Source organism: Streptococcus danieliae (assembly GCF_025447695.1).
In the GTDB taxonomy this organism is placed as follows: Bacteria; Bacillota; Bacilli; order Lactobacillales; family Streptococcaceae; genus Streptococcus; species Streptococcus danieliae.
Window position 1 is genome coordinate 1 of record NZ_JAOBSU010000025.1, and the last position, 18,059, is coordinate 18,059.

17 protein-coding genes are annotated in these 18,059 nt (G+C 45.3%); 16 read left to right on the plus strand and 1 reads right to left on the minus strand.

Annotation, left to right across the window (positions count from 1 at the left end):
- The first annotated feature begins 188 nt into the window (after positions 1-188).
- The 13 genes from N4310_RS02830 (at position 189) to N4310_RS02890 (ending at position 14,590) form a co-directional block, all read left to right on the plus strand.
- Complete coding sequence (locus N4310_RS02830) at positions 189-1,796, plus strand: ribonuclease Y (protein ID WP_160332719.1); 1,608 nt, start codon at positions 189-191, stop codon at positions 1,794-1,796.
- Positions 1,797-1,925: 129 nt separating this feature from the next.
- The gene (gene gmk / locus N4310_RS02835; protein WP_160332720.1) at positions 1,926-2,552 is read left to right on the plus strand and encodes a guanylate kinase; all 627 of its coding nucleotides are present in this window, start codon (positions 1,926-1,928) and stop codon (positions 2,550-2,552) included.
- Positions 2,553-2,577: 25 nt separating this feature from the next.
- Positions 2,578-2,892 (plus strand): DNA-directed RNA polymerase subunit omega, encoded by a 315-nt coding sequence (rpoZ, locus tag N4310_RS02840; RefSeq protein WP_160332721.1) that lies wholly within the window; start codon positions 2,578-2,580, stop codon positions 2,890-2,892.
- Between the two features lie 108 nt (positions 2,893-3,000).
- The gene (locus tag N4310_RS02845; protein ID WP_262091994.1) at positions 3,001-5,379 is read left to right on the plus strand and encodes a primosomal protein N'; all 2,379 of its coding nucleotides are present in this window, start codon (positions 3,001-3,003) and stop codon (positions 5,377-5,379) included.
- Between the two features lie 17 nt (positions 5,380-5,396).
- On the plus strand, positions 5,397-6,326 hold the full coding sequence (gene fmt, locus N4310_RS02850; protein ID WP_262091995.1) for a methionyl-tRNA formyltransferase: 930 nt from the start codon (positions 5,397-5,399) through the stop codon (positions 6,324-6,326).
- Positions 6,319-7,632 carry a 16S rRNA (cytosine(967)-C(5))-methyltransferase RsmB gene (gene rsmB / locus N4310_RS02855; RefSeq protein ID WP_276552627.1) on the plus strand — a complete coding sequence of 438 codons (1,314 nt, stop codon included), beginning with the start codon at positions 6,319-6,321 and terminating at the stop codon, positions 7,630-7,632. The genes fmt and rsmB overlap by 8 nt, the downstream gene beginning before the upstream one ends.
- Positions 7,633-7,654: 22 nt before the next feature.
- On the plus strand, positions 7,655-8,395 hold the full coding sequence (locus N4310_RS02860; RefSeq protein ID WP_262091996.1) for a Stp1/IreP family PP2C-type Ser/Thr phosphatase: 741 nt from the start codon (positions 7,655-7,657) through the stop codon (positions 8,393-8,395).
- The gene (gene pknB / locus N4310_RS02865) at positions 8,392-10,317 is read left to right on the plus strand and encodes a Stk1 family PASTA domain-containing Ser/Thr kinase (protein WP_262091997.1); all 1,926 of its coding nucleotides are present in this window, start codon (positions 8,392-8,394) and stop codon (positions 10,315-10,317) included. The genes N4310_RS02860 and pknB overlap by 4 nt, the downstream gene beginning before the upstream one ends.
- 192 nt (positions 10,318-10,509) lie before the next feature.
- Positions 10,510-11,196, plus strand: coding sequence for a cell wall-active antibiotics response protein LiaF (liaF, locus tag N4310_RS02870; protein ID WP_262091998.1), 687 nt, complete (start codon positions 10,510-10,512; stop codon positions 11,194-11,196).
- Positions 11,193-12,206, plus strand: coding sequence for a sensor histidine kinase (locus N4310_RS02875; RefSeq protein ID WP_262091999.1), 1,014 nt, complete (start codon positions 11,193-11,195; stop codon positions 12,204-12,206). Before liaF ends, N4310_RS02875 begins: the two co-directional genes overlap by 4 nt.
- Complete coding sequence (locus N4310_RS02880) at positions 12,184-12,822, plus strand: response regulator (protein ID WP_160333288.1); 639 nt, start codon at positions 12,184-12,186, stop codon at positions 12,820-12,822. The genes N4310_RS02875 and N4310_RS02880 overlap by 23 nt, the downstream gene beginning before the upstream one ends.
- 8 nt (positions 12,823-12,830) lie before the next feature.
- Positions 12,831-14,231: a Cof-type HAD-IIB family hydrolase gene (locus N4310_RS02885; protein ID WP_262092000.1), complete on the plus strand. Its 1,401-nt coding sequence runs from the start codon at positions 12,831-12,833 to the stop codon at positions 14,229-14,231.
- Entirely contained in the window at positions 14,228-14,590 is a 363-nt protein-coding gene (locus N4310_RS02890; RefSeq protein ID WP_160333286.1) for a S1 RNA-binding domain-containing protein, read from the plus strand. The genes N4310_RS02885 and N4310_RS02890 overlap by 4 nt, the downstream gene beginning before the upstream one ends.
- Before the next feature lie 71 nt (positions 14,591-14,661).
- On the opposite strand, the gene N4310_RS02895 is transcribed toward N4310_RS02890, so the two are convergent.
- Complete coding sequence (locus N4310_RS02895; protein WP_160333285.1) at positions 14,662-15,309, minus strand: YigZ family protein; 648 nt, start codon at positions 15,307-15,309, stop codon at positions 14,662-14,664.
- 54 nt (positions 15,310-15,363) lie between these two features.
- On the opposite strand from N4310_RS02895, the gene N4310_RS02900 reads away from it, so the two are divergent.
- From N4310_RS02900 to hpf, 3 genes are all read left to right on the plus strand, one after another.
- Positions 15,364-16,653, plus strand: a complete 1,290-nt coding sequence (locus tag N4310_RS02900; protein WP_262092001.1) for an ATP-dependent helicase ComFA — start codon at positions 15,364-15,366, stop codon at positions 16,651-16,653.
- A gap of 242 nt (positions 16,654-16,895) precedes the next feature.
- Positions 16,896-17,315: a ComF family protein gene (locus N4310_RS02905; protein ID WP_262092002.1), complete on the plus strand. Its 420-nt coding sequence runs from the start codon at positions 16,896-16,898 to the stop codon at positions 17,313-17,315.
- Positions 17,316-17,395: 80 nt separating this feature from the next.
- Positions 17,396-17,938, plus strand: a complete 543-nt coding sequence (gene hpf / locus N4310_RS02910) for a ribosome hibernation-promoting factor, HPF/YfiA family (RefSeq protein ID WP_262092003.1) — start codon at positions 17,396-17,398, stop codon at positions 17,936-17,938.
- Positions 17,939-18,059 lie beyond the last annotated feature (121 nt).

An 18,059-nucleotide genomic window follows, 5' to 3' on the forward strand; every position in this document is an offset into this window, starting at 1 on the left:
TGGAAATTTCAAAAAAATCCAGTTCTATCAAGCGATTGAGTTAGGTTGATTATAACATAAAGTGATAAACTCGGGAGTTGTAACAAAAGACCAGGGGTTTTGAGATCGATTCACAATAATGAGACGATTTGTGGTAAAATAGTAAAGAATGTAACACAACATTCACTATAAAAATATGAGGTGAAAACATGGTAACAATTGTTTTGTTTGTTTTTGCCGTCATCATTGGTTTAGGAGTCGGAAGTGTCATTGGTTTAAAAGCAACAACCAAGAAGCAAGAAGAAGCAGAGTTGACACTTTTAAATGCTGAGCAAGAAGCGACTACAGTTCGTGGTCAGGCGGAACGAGAAGCGAAATTATTTATGAAGGAAGCCAATCGTGAAGTCAAGGCCCTTAGAAAAGAAGCTTTGCTAGAGGCAAAAGAAGAAGCTCGGAAATATCGAGAAGATGTTGCCGCTGAATTCAAAATAGAACGTCAAGAGTTAAAGGAAATTGAAAGTCGTTTGACCCAACGAGAGGGGAACTTGGATCGTAAAGATGAGAAGTTAACCCGCAAAGAAGAATTGTTGGATCAAAAAGAACAAGCTCTTGATGGTCAATCTAAACAAATTGATGCACGTCAGGAACGTGTTGCCACTCTGGAAGCAGAGGGGCGTGCAGAGTTGGAACGGATTGCTAGTTTAACTCCAGAACAGGCTAAGGCACAGATTTTGGAAGAAACAGAAGTGAAACTAACATCTGAGATTGCCGCACGAGTTCGGGAAGCTGAATGGGAAATCAAGGAACGTTCCAATAAAGTGGCCAAGGATATCTTGTCACAAGCCATGCAACGAATGGCAGGTGAGTTTGTATCCGATCAGACCAATGCTATTGTTCATTTACCAGATGATAATATGAAAGGACGGATTATTGGTCGTGAGGGTCGAAATATTCGCACCTTTGAAAGTTTGACCGGAATTGATGTCTTGATTGACGATACTCCAGAAGTTGTGGTTCTTTCAGGCTTTGATCCGATTCGACGTGAAATTGCGCGAATGACCATGGAAGCCTTGATCAAAGATGGTCGGATTCATCCAGCCCGTATCGAGGAGCTGGTTGAGAAAAATCGTGTGGAGATGGACCAACGTATTCGGGAGTATGGTGAAAATGCTGCTTTCGAAATTGGAGCTCCGAACTTGCATCCAGACTTGATGAAGATGATGGGCCGCCTGCAATTTCGAACTTCTTATGGACAGAATGTCCTCCGACATTCCATTGAGGTTGCCAAACTTTCAGGAATTATTGCCAGTGAATTGGGTGAAAATCCAACCTTGGCTCGTCGCGCTGGTTTCCTACACGATCTTGGAAAAGCGATTGACCGGGAAGTGGAAGGCAGCCATGTTGAGATTGGAACCGAGTTGGCGCGGAAATACAAGGAGCATCAAGTGGTTATCAATACGATTGCCAGTCACCATGGTGACGTTGAACCAACATCGACCATTGCTGTGATTGTGGCAGCAGCTGATGCTCTCAGCGCAGCTCGTCCAGGAGCCCGTAGTGAATCCTTGGAGAACTACATCCAACGCTTGCGTGATTTAGAGGATATTGCGACAGAATTTGATGGTGTTAAATCAAGCTTTGCCCTTCAGGCAGGTCGCGAGATTCGAATTATGGTAAATCCACAACAGCTGAAGGACGATCAAATGACCGTCTTGGCTCACAAGATTCGTGAAAAAATTGAAGCAAATCTGGAATACCCAGGAAATATTAAGGTAACAGTTATTCGCGAAACTCGCGCAATCGAGTATGCCAAATAATACTGAGAAGGCTAGGACAAAGGTTCTTAGCCTTTTTATACAACCTCACATATCTATGTGTGTGAAAACTGGTTGAAAAAGGGAGGCTTTTTTGGTAGACTAGATTTTAAAGACAATGAAGGAGAACTCATGGCTGATCGTGGCTTATTAATAGTTTTTTCCGGTCCATCCGGTGTTGGTAAAGGGACCGTTAGACGAGAGATTTTTGAAAGTTCAGAGAATCAATTTCAATATTCTGTGTCCATGACGACTCGTGCGCAAAGACCCGGAGAGGTTGATGGAGTAGATTATTTTTTCCGAACTCGCGAAGAGTTTGAAGAATTAATTCGTCAAGGCCAAATGTTGGAATATGCAGAATATGTTGGAAATTACTATGGAACGCCCCTAAATTATGTAAATGAAACCTTGGATAAAGGCATTGATGTCTTTTTGGAAATTGAGGTTCAAGGAGCACTCCAGGTTAAGCAAAAAGTGCCAGATGCGGTCTTTATCTTCCTAACCCCACCTGATTTAGATGAATTGCAGGGGCGTTTGGTTGGCCGAGGTACAGATTCAGCTGATGTCATTGCTCAACGCATTGATAAGGCCAAGGAAGAGATTGCCCTGATGCGGGAGTATGATTATGCGATTGTCAATGATGAAGTCTCCCTCGCTGCTGAACGTGTGAAACGTGTGATTGAAGCGGAACATTTCCGTGTGGACCGTGTGATTGGCCACTACCAAGACATGGTTCGTGACACCGTAACCGTTCGCTAAACTGTTAGAAAAAGGTATCCCTACTATGATGTTGAAACCCTCTATTGACACCCTTCTTGATAAGGTGCCATCAAAATATTCATTAGTTATTCTTGAGGCTAAACGGGCTCATGAATTAGAAGCTGGTGCGAAAGCGACACAAGATTTTAAATCTGTAAAATCTACTCTTCGAGCTCTAGAAGAAATTGAAGCGGGAAATGTTGTCATTCATCCAAACCCAGAAGCGAAACGTGAAATAGTTCGCTTGAAGGCTGAATTAGAGCGTAAGCGCCAAGAAGAGGAAGAAAAGAAAATTAAAGAACAAATAGCCAAAGAAAAAGAAGAAGGCGGAAAAATCTAAGATACCAGACCTAGAGGTATTTCAGAAGTTATCAGTGAGGGAGCCAGTTGGGACACGGATTAGGAAAGGTCCCAAGGTCTCCCTTTTTGAGCCTTTTAAGGAGGAAGTATGTGGATCCATGTCATTGTAGACGTCCCAACGGGCCAGACGGATCATCCCTTTACCTATCGAGTACCGGCCCAGTGGCAGGCAAGTGTTAAGGTGGGAGTTCGGGTCCACGTTCCTTTTGGGATTGGGAACCGGTTAATCCAAGGGGTTGTCGTGGCTCTCGATGTTGAGCCGACTGAAGGATTTGAAATGAAGGAAATTGCAGCCGTTTTGGATGAAGAACCCGTACTGACTGCTGAGCAATTGTGGTTGGTGGAGCAACTACGTCACCAGGTTTTTTCCTTTAAAATCCAACTCTTAAAAACGATGATGCCTAGTCTCCTCCAATCGCAATACGATAAACTCTACCAAGCGACAGAGAAGCTCGGACCAGACGATCGCCAGCGTTTCTTTCCCAACGGGTCAGAACGCCAGGCTTCAAAAATGAGTCCAGAGGACCTGGCAGAAGTTCAAAAATTGGTTGCTAAAAAGCAAGTTGAGGTGCAGTATTTGGCCTTGGATCAGGCTTCCCTCAAATATGAGAACTGGTACCGGCCAGTCCCTGCTGTCCTTGAATCTCTTGTCATCGGTAAACAAGCTAAACGGCGCTTGGAGGCCAGGGACTATCTCTTACAGAGGTCTGATGAGGGGCGTTTGGCAGATTTTAACAAAGAATTTTCCAGCGCCATTGCCAAGTATTTCCGAGAGGTGGGAGCGATTGAAGTGTATTCTAAAAGCATTTCTCGCTCAGCGAGTTTTTTTGAAGGCGTGGAATCTACCCAGCCTCCAGTCTTAAATCCCCAACAGGCTGCAGCCAAACGCTTGATTTTGGGGCATGTTGGAGAGAAGAAGACTCAGCCAGTGCTCTTAGAGGGAATTACGGGAAGTGGGAAAACGGAAGTTTACCTGCAGGTGATTGAACAGGTTCTTAAAGATGGTAAAAATGCTATTGTCCTGGTTCCGGAGATTTCCCTAACTCCCCAGATGACCAGGGGATTTATTGCTCGTTTTGGTTATCAGGTGGCGATTCTCCATTCAGGATTGTCAGCTGGCGAAAAGTATGACGAGTGGTGGAAAATTGCGCATGGTCAAGCCCGGGTGGTAATTGGGGCGCGGTCGGCTATCTTTGCTCCTTTGCAAAACATTGGGATTATTATCATTGATGAGGAACACGAGTCTAGCTACAAGCAGGATAACAATCCTCGCTACCATGCGCGGGAAGTGGCTCAGTTGCGTGCTCAGTATCACCAGGCTGCTCTAGTTCTAGGGTCGGCAACCCCGAGTCTCGAATCCAGGGCACGCGCTTCCAAAGGAGTCTATGACTTTGTGACTTTAAGTCAGAGGGCCAATCCTTTGGCAATGATTCCATCTGTTGAAGTTATTGATTTGCGGGATTATCGGACGACCAAGGAGGATCAGACTATTAGCCCGCCTCTATTGGAAGCTTTAAAAGAGACTCTAGAGCGGGGGGAACAGGCGGTGCTGATGTTGAACCGCCGTGGTTACTCGAGTTTCATGATGTGTCGGGTTTGTGGTGAGGTTGACACCTGTCCCAACTGTGATATTTCCTTGACCCTTCATTTATCCACGCGCACCATGAATTGCCATTATTGTGATTTTCGCAAAGGCATTCCGCAAACCTGTCCCAACTGCCAGAGCCAGGATATCCATTATTATGGTACAGGGACGGAAAAAGCGCAAAAAGAGTTGGAGCTTTTGCTACCAGAAGCGCGTGTCTTGCGAATGGATGTAGACACCACTCGGAAAAAGGGAAGCCATGAAAAAATCTTGGCTAAGTTTGGGCAAGGGGAGGCTGACATTCTCCTTGGAACCCAGATGATTGCCAAGGGATTGGATTTTCCTAATGTGACCTTGGTAGGAGTCCTAAATGCAGATACCGGAATTCATTTGCCGGATTTCAGATCATCGGAACGAACCTTCCAATTGTTAACCCAGGTGGCAGGGAGAGCTGGACGGGCGACTAAGCCTGGGAAAGTCTACCTCCAAACTTATAATCCAGACCACTATGCCATCCAATACGCCTCCAAACAGGACTATGAAGGCTTTTACCAAGAGGAAATGCGGATCCGTAAAATGGCGGCCTATCCTCCCTATTTTTATACAGTAGCCCTTCATTTTTCCCATAAGGATCCAAAACTTGTGGAAAAAATAGCTTATCAAGCACTTGGAACCTTGCGACAGTTTCTGAGTCCCAATGCTATTCTTTTGGGACCGACCCCATCAACGATTAGCCGGACCCATAATTTGTACCATTATCAAATTATGATTAAATACCGGCAGGAACCACGACTAGAAGCTGTTTTAAATCATATTCTGGAGATCAGTCAGACCAAAGAATTTCAAGCGGTTCGACTCACCATTGACCACGAACCTCAGTAACGAGAAAGGAAATAGCAATGAAAATAATTTTTATGGGAACCCCGGCCTTTGCGGCGACAGTCCTAGAAGGTTTGTTAGGAGATGAACGGTATCAGATTCAAGCGGTTGTGACCCAGCCAGATCGCTTGGTTGGGCGTAAGCGGGAGCTGAAGGTGACTCCTGTTAAAGAACTCGCTTTGGCTAATGATTTACCTGTCTATCAGCCGGAAAAACTTTCGGGTAGTCCAGAGCTGGAGGAGTTGATGACTCTTGATGCAGATGGGATTGTTACCGCCGCCTTTGGTCAGTTTTTACCAACAAAACTATTAGATGCTTTTGATTTTGCAGTGAATGTTCACGCTTCCCTCTTACCTAAATACCGTGGTGGAGCGCCGATCCATTATGCCCTTATCAATGGCGATGAAAGAGCCGGGGTGACCTTGATGGAGATGGTCAAGGAGATGGATGCTGGAGATATGATTGCTCAGGATTCGCTAGCAATTGAGGAGAGCGATACAGTTGGAAGTCTATTTGAAAAATTGGCGATTTTGGGTCGGGATTTGTTACTGACTCAGTTGGAACCCTATGTTCAGGGAGCTCTCAAACCGATTCCGCAAGATCCAGCAGAAGTGACTTTTTCTCCAAATATCCAACCAGAAGAGGAACGTTTGGATTGGAACAAGACTGCAGTCCAAGTCTTTAACCAGGTTCGGGGGATGAACCCTTGGCCTGTAGCCCATACTTATTGGCAGGACCAGCGTTTGAAAGTTCATGCCGTTAAGGTTGTAGATGGTCAAGGTCCTGCTGGAGCGATCATTTATCGTGATAAAAAAAACCTCCATGTAGCAGCTGGTGAAGGAGCCATTGCTTTGGAAGTGGTTCAACCTTTCGGTAAAGGCAAGATGACTGTCCAAGACTTTTTGAATGGTCTGGGACGTGATGTGAAAGTAGGCGATCGATTTGAGTAAGTCAGTAACAGCCCGGTCCTTAGCCTTGGAGATTCTTGAATCTGTTTTGGAACAAGGAGCCTATGCCAACCTTGCCCTCCACAAGGCCCTGCAAAAAACCTCTTTATCTTCTGTAGATAAGGCCTTGGTAACAGAACTTGTGTATGGAACCCTAACTCGCAAGATTACCCTGGAATGGCACCTGTCCTTTTTTGTCGAAGATCGGGACAAATTAGACTCGCCCATTTATCCGGTTTTGCTGATGACCCTCTATCAGATGCTTTATTTGGAAAAAATTCCCAATCGAGCAGCCATCCACCAGGCAGTCGAGTTGGTCAAAAAAAGGCTACACCCTGCAGCCAGCGGTTATGTTAATGCCATTCTTAGAAAAATCGAGAGTCAGGGGCTACAAGATCCAGCCAAGATTAAACGGCTCAATAAACGTCTGTCTATCCTCTATTCCCTACCAGTTTGGTTAGTCCGTGACCTGATTGAGGAATACGGGAACGAGCGCGGGGAGGCGCTAATGGAAAGTCTTCTCTGGAAAAACCGCGCTAGCTTACGGGTACAAGATCTAGCTGAAAAAGACAGGCTCAAGGAATTACTAGAAGCCAGAGATTCGGAGATTTCTCCCTGTGGTCTGGTCAAGGATCAGGGGCAGTTTGCGGCTAGTCAAGCCTTCCAAGAAGGTCAAGTGACCATCCAAGATGAATCAAGTCAATTGGTTGCCCCAACCCTAGCCTTGGAAGGTTGGGAAAGAGTCCTCGACGCCTGCAGCGCTCCGGGAGGAAAAACGACTCACATTGCGACATATTTAGACCAGGGCCAGGTTACTGCCCTAGACCTCTATGACCACAAACTCGCTCTGATTGAAGAAAACGCGCACCGGCTCGGTCTGGCAGATCGGATTCAGACCAAACGCTTGGATGCCCGAGAGGTTCATAAGGCTTTCCCAAAAGGAAGCTTTGATAAGATTTTAGTGGATGCTCCCTGTTCCGGGATTGGTCTCTTGCGTCGGAAACCAGATATCCGCTACCGCAAGAGTCGCAAAGATTTGGACCAGCTACAAGAAATCCAATTGCAGATTTTGGATAGCGTTTGTCAAACCTTGCAAGAAGGTGGTATAATAACGTATAGTACTTGTACAATCTTTTCAAAAGAAAATCAGCAAGTTATCCAAAAGTTTTTAGAAGGACACCCTGATTTTGAACAGGTTCCTTTAGTTCATCCTAAGACAGAGATGATGGTAGATGGCTGTCTTCTAATCACACCCGAGTTGTTTGGGACGGATGGATTTTTTATCAGCCAACTAAGAAAGAAATCCTGATTGAAGGAGGAAATAATAAGACATGGAGATTGCATTGTTGACAGACGTAGGGCAGAGACGCTCTAATAATCAAGATTTTGTCAATCAATTTCGCAACCAAGCGGGAAATCCTTTAATTGTATTAGCAGATGGAATGGGCGGACACCGAGCAGGGAATATCGCCAGCGAAATGGCCGTGACCGATTTGGGGGCATCCTGGGTCAATACGGATATCAATTCCATTGACCAGATGCGTTCATGGTTTGAAATCCACTTGGAAGAAGAAAATAAAAAAATCCATGCCATGGGGCAAGAAGAAGCATTCCGCGGTATGGGGACAACCCTAGAAGCGGTTGTGATTATCGGCAATCAAGCCGTTTTTGCCCATGTTGGGGATTCTCGTGTGAGTATTTGGAACCAGCAAGATTATATTCAATTAACCAGTGATCATTCCTTGGTGAATGAGTTACTAAAAGCAGGCCAAATTACCGAAGAAGAGGCTCGCAACCACCCTCAGAAGAATATCATTACCCAATCGATTGGCCAACAAGACCCTGTCAAACCGGACATTGGTTTGGTTGTCTTGCAAGACGGAGATTATTTGGTGATCAATAGCGACGGTTTGAGCAATATGGTGACCAATCAGCAAATCCAAGAAGTCTTGGCTGCTGACTTAAGCTTGGACGAAAAGGCCAAAACACTGGTTTACGCAGCTAATGCAGCAGGAGGTTTGGATAATATTTCTGTCGCTCTTGTTCGTTACCAAGAGGAGGCTCAGCCATGATTCAAATCGGAAAAATCTTTGCTGGCCGTTACAAAATCATGGAACAGATTGGTCGAGGCGGGATGGCCGATGTTTATCTGGCCAAAGACCTCATTTTAGATGGGGAAGAGGTCGCTGTTAAGGTCCTACGAACCAACTACCAGACAGATCCTGTTGCTGTTGCCCGCTTTCAACGGGAAGCCAAGGCGATGGCGGAATTAGATCATCCCAATATTGTTCGTATCACCGATATTGGTGAAGAGGATGGCCAGCAATACCTGGCGATGGAATATGTCTCCGGTCTTGACTTGAAACGTTACATCAAAGACAAAGCGCCTCTCAGCAATGAAGAAGCGGTCCGGATCATGGGGGAAATCCTCTTGGCCATGCGTTTGGCCCACATGCGAGGAATTGTTCACCGAGATCTAAAACCCCAGAATATTCTGTTGACCAAGGGTGGAACGGTCAAGGTGACTGACTTTGGAATTGCCGTTGCCTTTGCGGAGACGAGCTTAACCCAGACCAACTCTATGTTGGGCAGTGTCCACTACCTTTCTCCAGAGCAGGCGCGTGGTTCCAAGGCGACGGTCCAGTCAGACATCTATGCTATGGGAATTATTTTCTATGAGATGCTGACAGGTCGTATTCCTTATGATGGTGACAGTGCAGTGACGATTGCTCTTCAACACTTTCAAAAACCCCTGCCTTCCATTCGGGCGGAGAATTCCCGCGTGGTCAATCCTGTTGAAAATATTGTGATTAAGGCCACAGCTAAGAAGTTAGAAGATCGTTATAAAACTGTCGCGGAAATGTATTTGGACCTTTCAACTAGTCTTTCCTATGAGCGGCGCAATGAACCGATTTTGCATTTTGCCGAAAAGGAATCCGAAGTTAAAACCCTCCCTAAATCAACAGCAGCTCCCAAGGTAGCACCAGTTCCAGCTAGATCGGTTGAACCAGTTGTGAAAAAAGAGGAGCCGGTCGAGCCACGGCCACGGCCGCAACTTAGCAGTAAAAATAAGGCGTCGGCTGCTCCAAAAATGAAGCATAGACGCCGTATTCGGATGCGGTATAAGGTGGTTTTTGGAGCCTTTATCTTGGTGGTGTTAGCGATCTTATCGCTCATTTTTTTAAGTCCATCATCGGCAATTATTCCGCAAGTTGAAAATATGCCTCTAGCGGATGCACGTAATCAGATTGAGAAGGCAGGCCTTGTGGTGGGAAATGTGTCAGAGGAAGCTTCCATTGACGTTGAGCCGGGCAATGTGATTCGGACCAATCCCAAGTCAGGGACTCAAAGGCGAGAAGGATCAACAGTTGATTTGATTGTTTCTGCAGAAGGGACTCGTTTTAAGATGGAAAACCTAATTGGTAAATCCTTAAGCGAGGCGGAACGTATCCTTCGCGAAGATCACCAGGTGCCTGATCGCTTGATTCAAATCGAAGAAGTAGAGGATAGCTACGAGGAAGCTGGTACTGTTCTAGCCCAAACGCCTGAGGTGGGGACCGAGTTTGATCCAACAGGACGGACGAAAATTGTGCTACAAGTGGCTCAGCAAACGACCTCTATTGAAATGCCAGACTTTACCAACATGACCTATCGTGATGCGCGTGATACCTTGATTAATTTGGGTGTTCCCGTGAATCGGATTAGTCGCCGGGTCACCAATGACCTGACTGCGACTCAGTCAGACATTATTGTCCGGCAAAATCCTTTGGCAGGAAATATTATTGATGTGAAATCGGCTCATATTGAGTTGACGGTTGCTGCGGTTGTGCAGAGTCAGACGATTTATCCATCCAGTTCTAGTATCACCCCTAGCACATCATCACTCCCAACAGTTCCAGATTCAGAAGAAACCGTAGAAACTTCTGAATCATCTGTTGAATCATCGTCTAGTAGTCGGACTGAATCGAGTTCGAGCCTTCCAGATGAGGAATAAGCAAAAGAGGAGATGAGATTGATTAGACTGGAGTTTGCTCCGCAATTAACTACTGCATCAAAGTCATTTTGCGAATCAAAAAACAAGAGGCTAGACTTTTGTCACAGCCTCTTGTTTTGCTTATTCAATCGGGGTTGTGACTGTTCTTGTGTCAAGCGATTTGATACAATGGGAAGGTAAAGGAGCCTTGTGATGAGAAAAATTCATTTTTTTGTGTTAATTGAGTTGATCCTGGTGACGCTTGCTCTTTTAACCATGTTTTCAGATGATGTAACACGAGGGGTTTGGTTTCTAATTCTTTGTTTGCTGCTGTATCACTATTACCGCGTGGATAGTCAATCCAATTTGCTGGTTGTTACTCTGTTTTTGTTTTTCTTTTTGGCGATGAGCATTAATCCCTTTGGGATGGCAGCGATTGTTTTTGCCATTGTTTATGGCTTTACAGCGACTCTTCCCTATCTCTACCGGGAGCATCGATCCCAGTCTAGTGGCATCCAGGTGCCGGGGGAGAAAACAAGGAATACCTGGATTGGGGATTTGTCGTATTTCTTGGGCGAAGACCAGTCCTTTGAAGACTTACACCTAGTCCGTTTTAGCGGTAATGATACTATTTATTTGGACGAGGTCGTTTTGGGACAAGAGTCCAACCTCGTCCTGATTCAGAAGGTCATTGGTGATATTCGGGTGTACGTTCCGATTGATATTGCGGTTGATCTATCGGTGAATACGCTTTATGGAGATATTCAATTTTTCGAGGAACACTATAGTCTTCGAAATGAGTACTTGCGGGTTAGTAGTCCCGATTTGGAGAAGGCCAACCGCTCAGTTAAATTGGTCTTCACAAATCTCCTTGGCAACGTCGAGGTGATTCGGCGATGAGAAAAGGGATCTACTTTTTTATCTTTAGTGCAACCTTTGGACTGCTATTTTTCTTGATTATAAAATTTTTAGAGGTATTGAACTATAACTGGGTTGAGATCTGGTTAAGGGATTGGATCGGTCTACAGATTTTGGCCATGTTGGTTGTCCTGTCTCTAGGTGCTGTTGCCTTAGCCTTCTTGGCACAAGTTTGGCGGGCCCAGACCATTCGGGCACGCCTGCATCCAGCCTTGGAACAGATTCGAAGGGGGCAGAGCTACACCAGCCTGGATGATCCGATTCTGGATTCAGATCTGCGAGCTTTAGGCCAATCGATTCACAGCCTGCAACAAAAACGGCAGGAAACGGAGAATGAGAACTTGGTTGAAAAAGCCATGGTTGTCACCCAGGAGCGTCAGCGGATTGCCCGGGACCTTCATGATACGGTTAGTCAGGAACTCTTTGCGGCCAGCATGATTGTGTCCGGTTTGCGGCAGTCAAGCCTGGGTGCAGCTGGTATTCAAAAGGAGTTACAGGGGGTAGAGGGAATCCTCAATACTGCTCAAAATGATTTGCGGATTTTGCTGCTACACCTGCGGCCGCGGGAATTGGAAGGACGGAACCTGGTGTCCGCCTTGGAAACCCTGTTAGCCGAAGTGGAAGAAAAAAGTCTTTTGAAGATTCGCCTAGAGGTGTCAGTCGACCAGCTGCCTTCGGAAATTGAAAATCATTGCTATCGGATTGTGCAAGAGTTTATTAGCAATACCTTACGCCATGCCGAGGCTCAGCACTTGGAAGTCTATCTCAAACAGACGGCTGGCCAATTACAGTTGAAGATGGTGGATGATGGCCTGGGCTTCAATCAACAGGAGAATAAAGAATTCCATTATGGACTAGCCAATATGGAAGAGCGGGTGGAAGATATGGCTGGTCGTATGACCCTCAGAACAGCTCCCTATCAGGGAGTCGCGATTGATATTCGCATACCAATTTTAAAGGGAGAGCAAGATGAAAATTCTATTAGTGGATGATCATGAAATGGTCCGCTTAGGACTTAAAAGCTACCTCAATTTGCAGGTGGATACCTTGGTGATCGGCGAAGCTAGTAATGGAAAAGAAGGTTTGGAATTAGCCTTGGAGCTACGGCCAGATGTCATTGTGATGGATTTATTAATGCCGGATATGGATGGGATTCAAGCTACTCTTTCCATTTTGGAATCCTGGCCAGAGGCAAAAATCCTCATTTTGACTTCCTATCTGGATAATGAAAAAATTTATCCGGTTCTGGAAGCAGGAGCCAAGGGTTATATTCTAAAAACGTCGACAGCTGATGAAATTTTTAGTGCGATTCGGCGGGTGTCTCTAGGAGAAATGGCGATTCAGACTGAAGTGTCACAAAAGTTTGAACACCATCGTCTCAATCGTCCCCTGCATGAGGACCTAACCCCTCGCGAGCGTGACATTCTAGCGCTTTTGGCTAAGGGCTACGAAAATCAGCGCATCGCCGATGAACTTTTTATTTCATTAAAAACAGTTAAAACACATGTATCAAATATCCTCTCGAAATTAGCGGTTAGTGATCGCACGCAGGCGGTTATCTATGCCTTTCAACATCATTTGGTACAATCAGACGAGGATTGGTTATAGGAGTGAAGATGAATACAAAAACAAAATACAAGGCAAAAAAAATTAAGATTGTTTTTTTTGATATTGATGATACCTTACGCGTTAAGGATACGGGTTTTATCCCAACTTCGGTGCAACGTGTGTTTAAAGATTTGAAAAAAGCTGGCATTAAGGTGGGGATTGCGACAGGGCGCTCGCCGCTTGGCTTGGTCCCAGAAATCCGGGCTTTAAAACCAGATTACTGGGTGACCATCAATGGTGCTTATGTTGAAGATGCTAAAGGAGAGGTAGTTGCGAGTCAGCCGATTGCGGAAGAACAGGTTGCGGCCTATAAAACTTGGGCTGAACAAGAAGGGATCGCTTTTGGTTTAGTTGGGAAAGAACAGGCTAGCTTATCAGAGCGTTCACCACTGATTAATGAGGCCATCGACATTATTTATCCTGGTCTAGCGATTGATCCAGATTTGGATCAGAAGGAAGCTATCTATCAAATGTGGACCTTTGAGGATGAGGGGCAGGAGTTGGCCCTACCAGAAGCTCTAGCCCAAGACCTCCGCTTGGTTCGCTGGCATCCGAATTCCTGTGATGTGGTTATTAAGGAGATGTCAAAAGCAGTTGGCGTTGAAAAAGTTCTGGCCAGCCTTAACCTCAAACCTGAAAACTTGCTCGTTTTCGGAGACGGTCTTAATGATCTAGAATTATTTGACCTTGCTGGCTTGGCAGTTGCCATGGGAGGAGCCCTGGACTCCGTTAAAGAAAAGGCGGACTATGTGACCAAAACAGTTGAGGGAGATGGCATTGAGCATGCCCTTGTTGAAATGGGCTTGATTCCTAAAATCCTACAATTCCCACAATTGGATTTGTCGCAAGCAAAAGGTCCTGTGGTTCAGCTGGAAACCAATTTTGGAACCATGAAGATCCAGCTGTTCCCAGATCACGCTCCTAAAACCGTGGCCAACTTTTTAGCCCTAGCCAAGGACGGCTACTATGAAGGAGTGACCTTCCACCGTATTATCGAAGATTTTATGATCCAAGGTGGTGATCCAACCGGTACCGGAATGGGAGGGGAATCCATCTATGGTAGTGAATTTGAAGATGAATTCCACGAGGAACTTTACAATCTACGGGGAGCCTTATCTATGGCCAATGCCGGGCCTAATACCAATGGTAGCCAATTCTTTCTTGTTCAAAACACAGGTGGAACCTACAATAAGAAAGAATTGGAACGAGGAGGCTGGCCAGCCCCAATTGCCGCATACTATGCTGAAACAGGTGGGACTCCTCATCTCGATCGTCGCCACACAGTATTTGGTCAACTAGTAGATGTAGCCTCATTGGAAGTTCTCGATACAATTGCTCAAGTCGCTGTTGATCCAATGGACAAACCACTAGAGCCGGTTGTGATTCTGAAAATTGAGGTAGAAGAATGAGGATTGGTGAAAAATATAAGGGAGTTGTGAGTGGGATTCAACCTTACGGAGCCTTTGTAGAACTCGAAAATGGTAATACCGGCCTCATCCACATTTCGGAGATTCGGACAGGCTTTATTGAAAATATTGGAGAGCTCCTAAGTGTTGGCCAGTCCATTACGGTCCAAGTTGTTGATTATGATGAGTACACCGGCAAGGCTAGCCTATCCATGCGGACCTTGGAGGAAGAGAAACACCGCTTCCCACGCCGCAGACGTTTTACCAATGATCGCTATAAATCAGGCTTTCGTCCTTTGAGGAAGAACCTATCTCACTGGACCCAAGAAGCTCTGGACTACCTTCGAAATCAAGAAGATTAGAAAAACGCCGTAAGTTCGTGTTTTAAAAACACTGACTTACGGCGTTTTGGTATGTCAACAGTCGGGACTCCCTAGTCCTGCTTGTCGTATAAAGGTTGTGGAATCTCGACCTCGCGGATCCCACCCTCCTGATAAATCACCTTGCCTTGGTAAAAGTCCGTCAAGGCTGCTTGGATTGCTTGTAGATTTTCCTTATCTAAATAGAGCAAGGTTTGTACCTTGTCAGTGAACTGGGTGTCAAATTCCTCCAATTCATGTTCTTTGAGGAAGTTACCATATTCTTGGTATTGGGAATAGCTGAGTTCAACCTGCAAGCTAGTTTGCTCCTTGCGTTGCACAATACCCAATTCCTTAATTGCCAGAGCGACACTGGAAGCATAGGCCCGAATGAGACCGCCAGCTCCCAGTTTGATCCCTCCGAAGTAGCGGGTCACGACAACACAAACATTGGTTAGATCATGATTTTCCAAGACGCCCAACATGGGGACACCAGCTGTTCCACTGGGTTCACCATCATCACTGGACCGCTTGATTTCGGACTTTTCCCCGACAATGAAAGCTGAGCAGTTATGGGTCGCCTTGTAGTGCTCTTTCTTGACCGCCTGAATAAAGGCGCGGGCCTCTTCTTCGGTTTCAACCCGCTTGGCTTGGCAAAGGAAGCGAGATTTTTTAATATCTTGTTCGGCAGCGCCGTCCTGAGTAATTGTTCTAAATTCCATAATTCTATTGTAGTAAAAGTAAAAAAGAATGCAAGTTTTTTCGAATAAAGAAGTATGGAAGATGAAAAAAATTACTGGGGTCGCCGTTTACCGGAAAGGGAATGGCCTGATTCCCTAAAGGATAAATCAGACTGTATGGCTGGTATTACTGAATCTGGTGGCCAGTGGATTTGCCAACGTTGCCAAACCAGACTGACCTCAGTTAATCGGCTACCCAATGGAGCCCTCTATTGTCGGGCCTGTATCCAGATGGGCCGGTTACGTTCGGACCAGTCTCTCTACTTTCTGGCACAAGTACCTTTTCCTGCCACTGAGACCTGTCGCTGGTCGGGAGAACTGAGTCCGGATCAAGATCGGATTGCTCAGGCGCTATTGGAGCAAAGTCGGCAGGGAGTATCATGTCTAGTCCATGCCGTGACTGGTGCCGGTAAGACGGAGATGCTCTATCCCTTGTTGACGGATTCTTTAAACCAAGGTGGTGTGGTCGGTTTGGCAAGTCCGCGGATTGATGTTTGTCGCGAACTGCATCAGCGTTTGCAAAGAGATTTTACAGTTTCCTCTTGTTTTCTATATGGGGAGGGGGCTCCCTACCAACGGAGTCAGTTGATTGTGGCAACTGTTCCCCAATTATTTCGCTTCTACCAGGCCTTTGACCTGCTGATTGTGGACGAGGTAGATGCCTTTCCCTTTGATGAAAATCCCCAGCTCTATGCAGCGGTTGAGCAGGCTCGGAAAGTAGCTGCCCCAATCCATTTTTTGACGGCTACGACTACTCCCTTGTTGGAGCAGAGGATTCAGTGTGGGGACTTGGTGCGCTTAGCCTTACCCAAACGTTTTCACCAACACCCCCTAGTCCTACCGCGAATTATTTACTGGTCGGGTTATCAAGAAAAGGGGGCAGTGTCTAAGACTTTTCTTTACCAGTTTCAGAAGCAGCGGCAAAGTGGTTTTCCCCTTTTAATTTTTCTGCCATTGATTCAATGGGGAGAAACGTTCTATCGAAAGTTAAGCCATCTTTTTCCGAATCTGAAGGTCGCTTTTGTTTCCGCTTCTTCAGGGAATCGGAAGGAGCTGGTGGAGCAGTTTCGGACGGGAGCGGTAGAGGTTTTGATTACAACTACGATTTTAGAGCGGGGAGTGACCTTCCCCAAAGTTGATGTGTTTGTCTTGGAAGCGGACCATACTCTTTATACCAAGAGCAGCCTGGTTCAGATAGCCGGGCGCGTGGGGCGTAGCAAGGAGCGACCAGATGGGCTGGTTTTCTTTTTCATGCAGGAGCAGACCCGGGCTAGTAAACAAGCCATTCAAGAAATCAAACAGATGAACCAGGAGGCTGGCTTTTGACGACCTGTATTCTTTGTCAGACATTTTTTTCAAGTCCCCTGTGTTTCCGAGATCTCTTTTTGATGCGTAAGAGTAGAGAGGTTCTATGTGGTTCTTGCCAAAGTTCCTTTTTAAAGATTGGGAAAAATTGCTGTCCGACTTGCCAAAAGGCAGGATACTCGGAAATCTGTCCGGACTGCCTAGCTTGGCAGGACCGCGGCCACCGTATCTGCCACACAGCTCTTTACCGCTACGAGCAGAATATGGCTAACTACTTTGTTCAATACAAGCAATGGGGAGATTACCAGCTGCGTTTTGTTTTTGCCAAAGAGATTAAAGAAAAATTCAAAGAATGGAAAGGCTATACCATCGTGCCAATTCCAGTTTCTAAGCAAAGGTATCAAGAACGGGGATTTAACCAAGTGGAAGGAATATTGGAGGCGGCAGAAATCTCTTATGAGCGGATTTTACAAAAAGCAGACGTGGAGCACCAAATTGGCAAAGATCGGAGGGAACGGCTGGCGATGGAACAAGTATTTGCAGTAAAGGGGAAAATCAAGGTGCAAAAAGGGGTAATTTTAGTGGATGATGTTTATAGTACAGGGGCTACAATGGAGTTGGCTAAGAAAGTTCTTTCTGAAAATGGTTGTCAAAATATTTTCACATTTTCCATCGCTCGATGAGGAAAGGGCTTGCATTTTAAGAATGAAAACGTTATACTGTATATATAGAAAAGCTTCTAGCTTAGAAGGAAGGTATATATATGTTTAAATATAGTATCCGCGGCGAAAATATTGAGGTAACAGAAGCCATTCGTGATTATGTTACAGTAAAACTTGAAAAGCTTTCAAAATATTTTCAAGAAGATCAAGAATTGGATGTACGGGTCAATTTAAAGGTATATCGTGAAAAAACTGCTAAAGTTGAAGTAACCATCCCACTTGGCTCCCTAACTCTACGAGCAGAGGATGTTTCTCAAGATTTGTATGGCTCTGTTGATTTAGTTGTTGACAAAATTGACCGTCAAATCCGTAAAAATAAAACCAAAATTGAAAAGAAACATCGGGCTAAGGTTCCAACTGGTCATATTTTTACCAATGAATTGGTTGAAGATGACGAGAAGATTCCAGTGAATATTGTTCGTTCCAAACAAATCGATTTAAAACCTATGAGTGTTGAAGAAGCAGTTCTGCAAATGGATTTACTAGGTCATGACTTCTTTATTTATAAAGATGCAGAGGATGATTCGACCAATGTTCTCTATAAACGAGAAGACGGAGATTTCGGACTTCTTGAAGTTAAATAATCCTTTTAGAATGAGGCTGGGATTGATCCCAGTCTCTTTTTTTAAAAAAAATGAGCAAAAAGGGTTGCCAAGAAAGCTGTAGTGTTGTATACTAAGAAAGTCCTGAAGGGAGAGTTCCTTA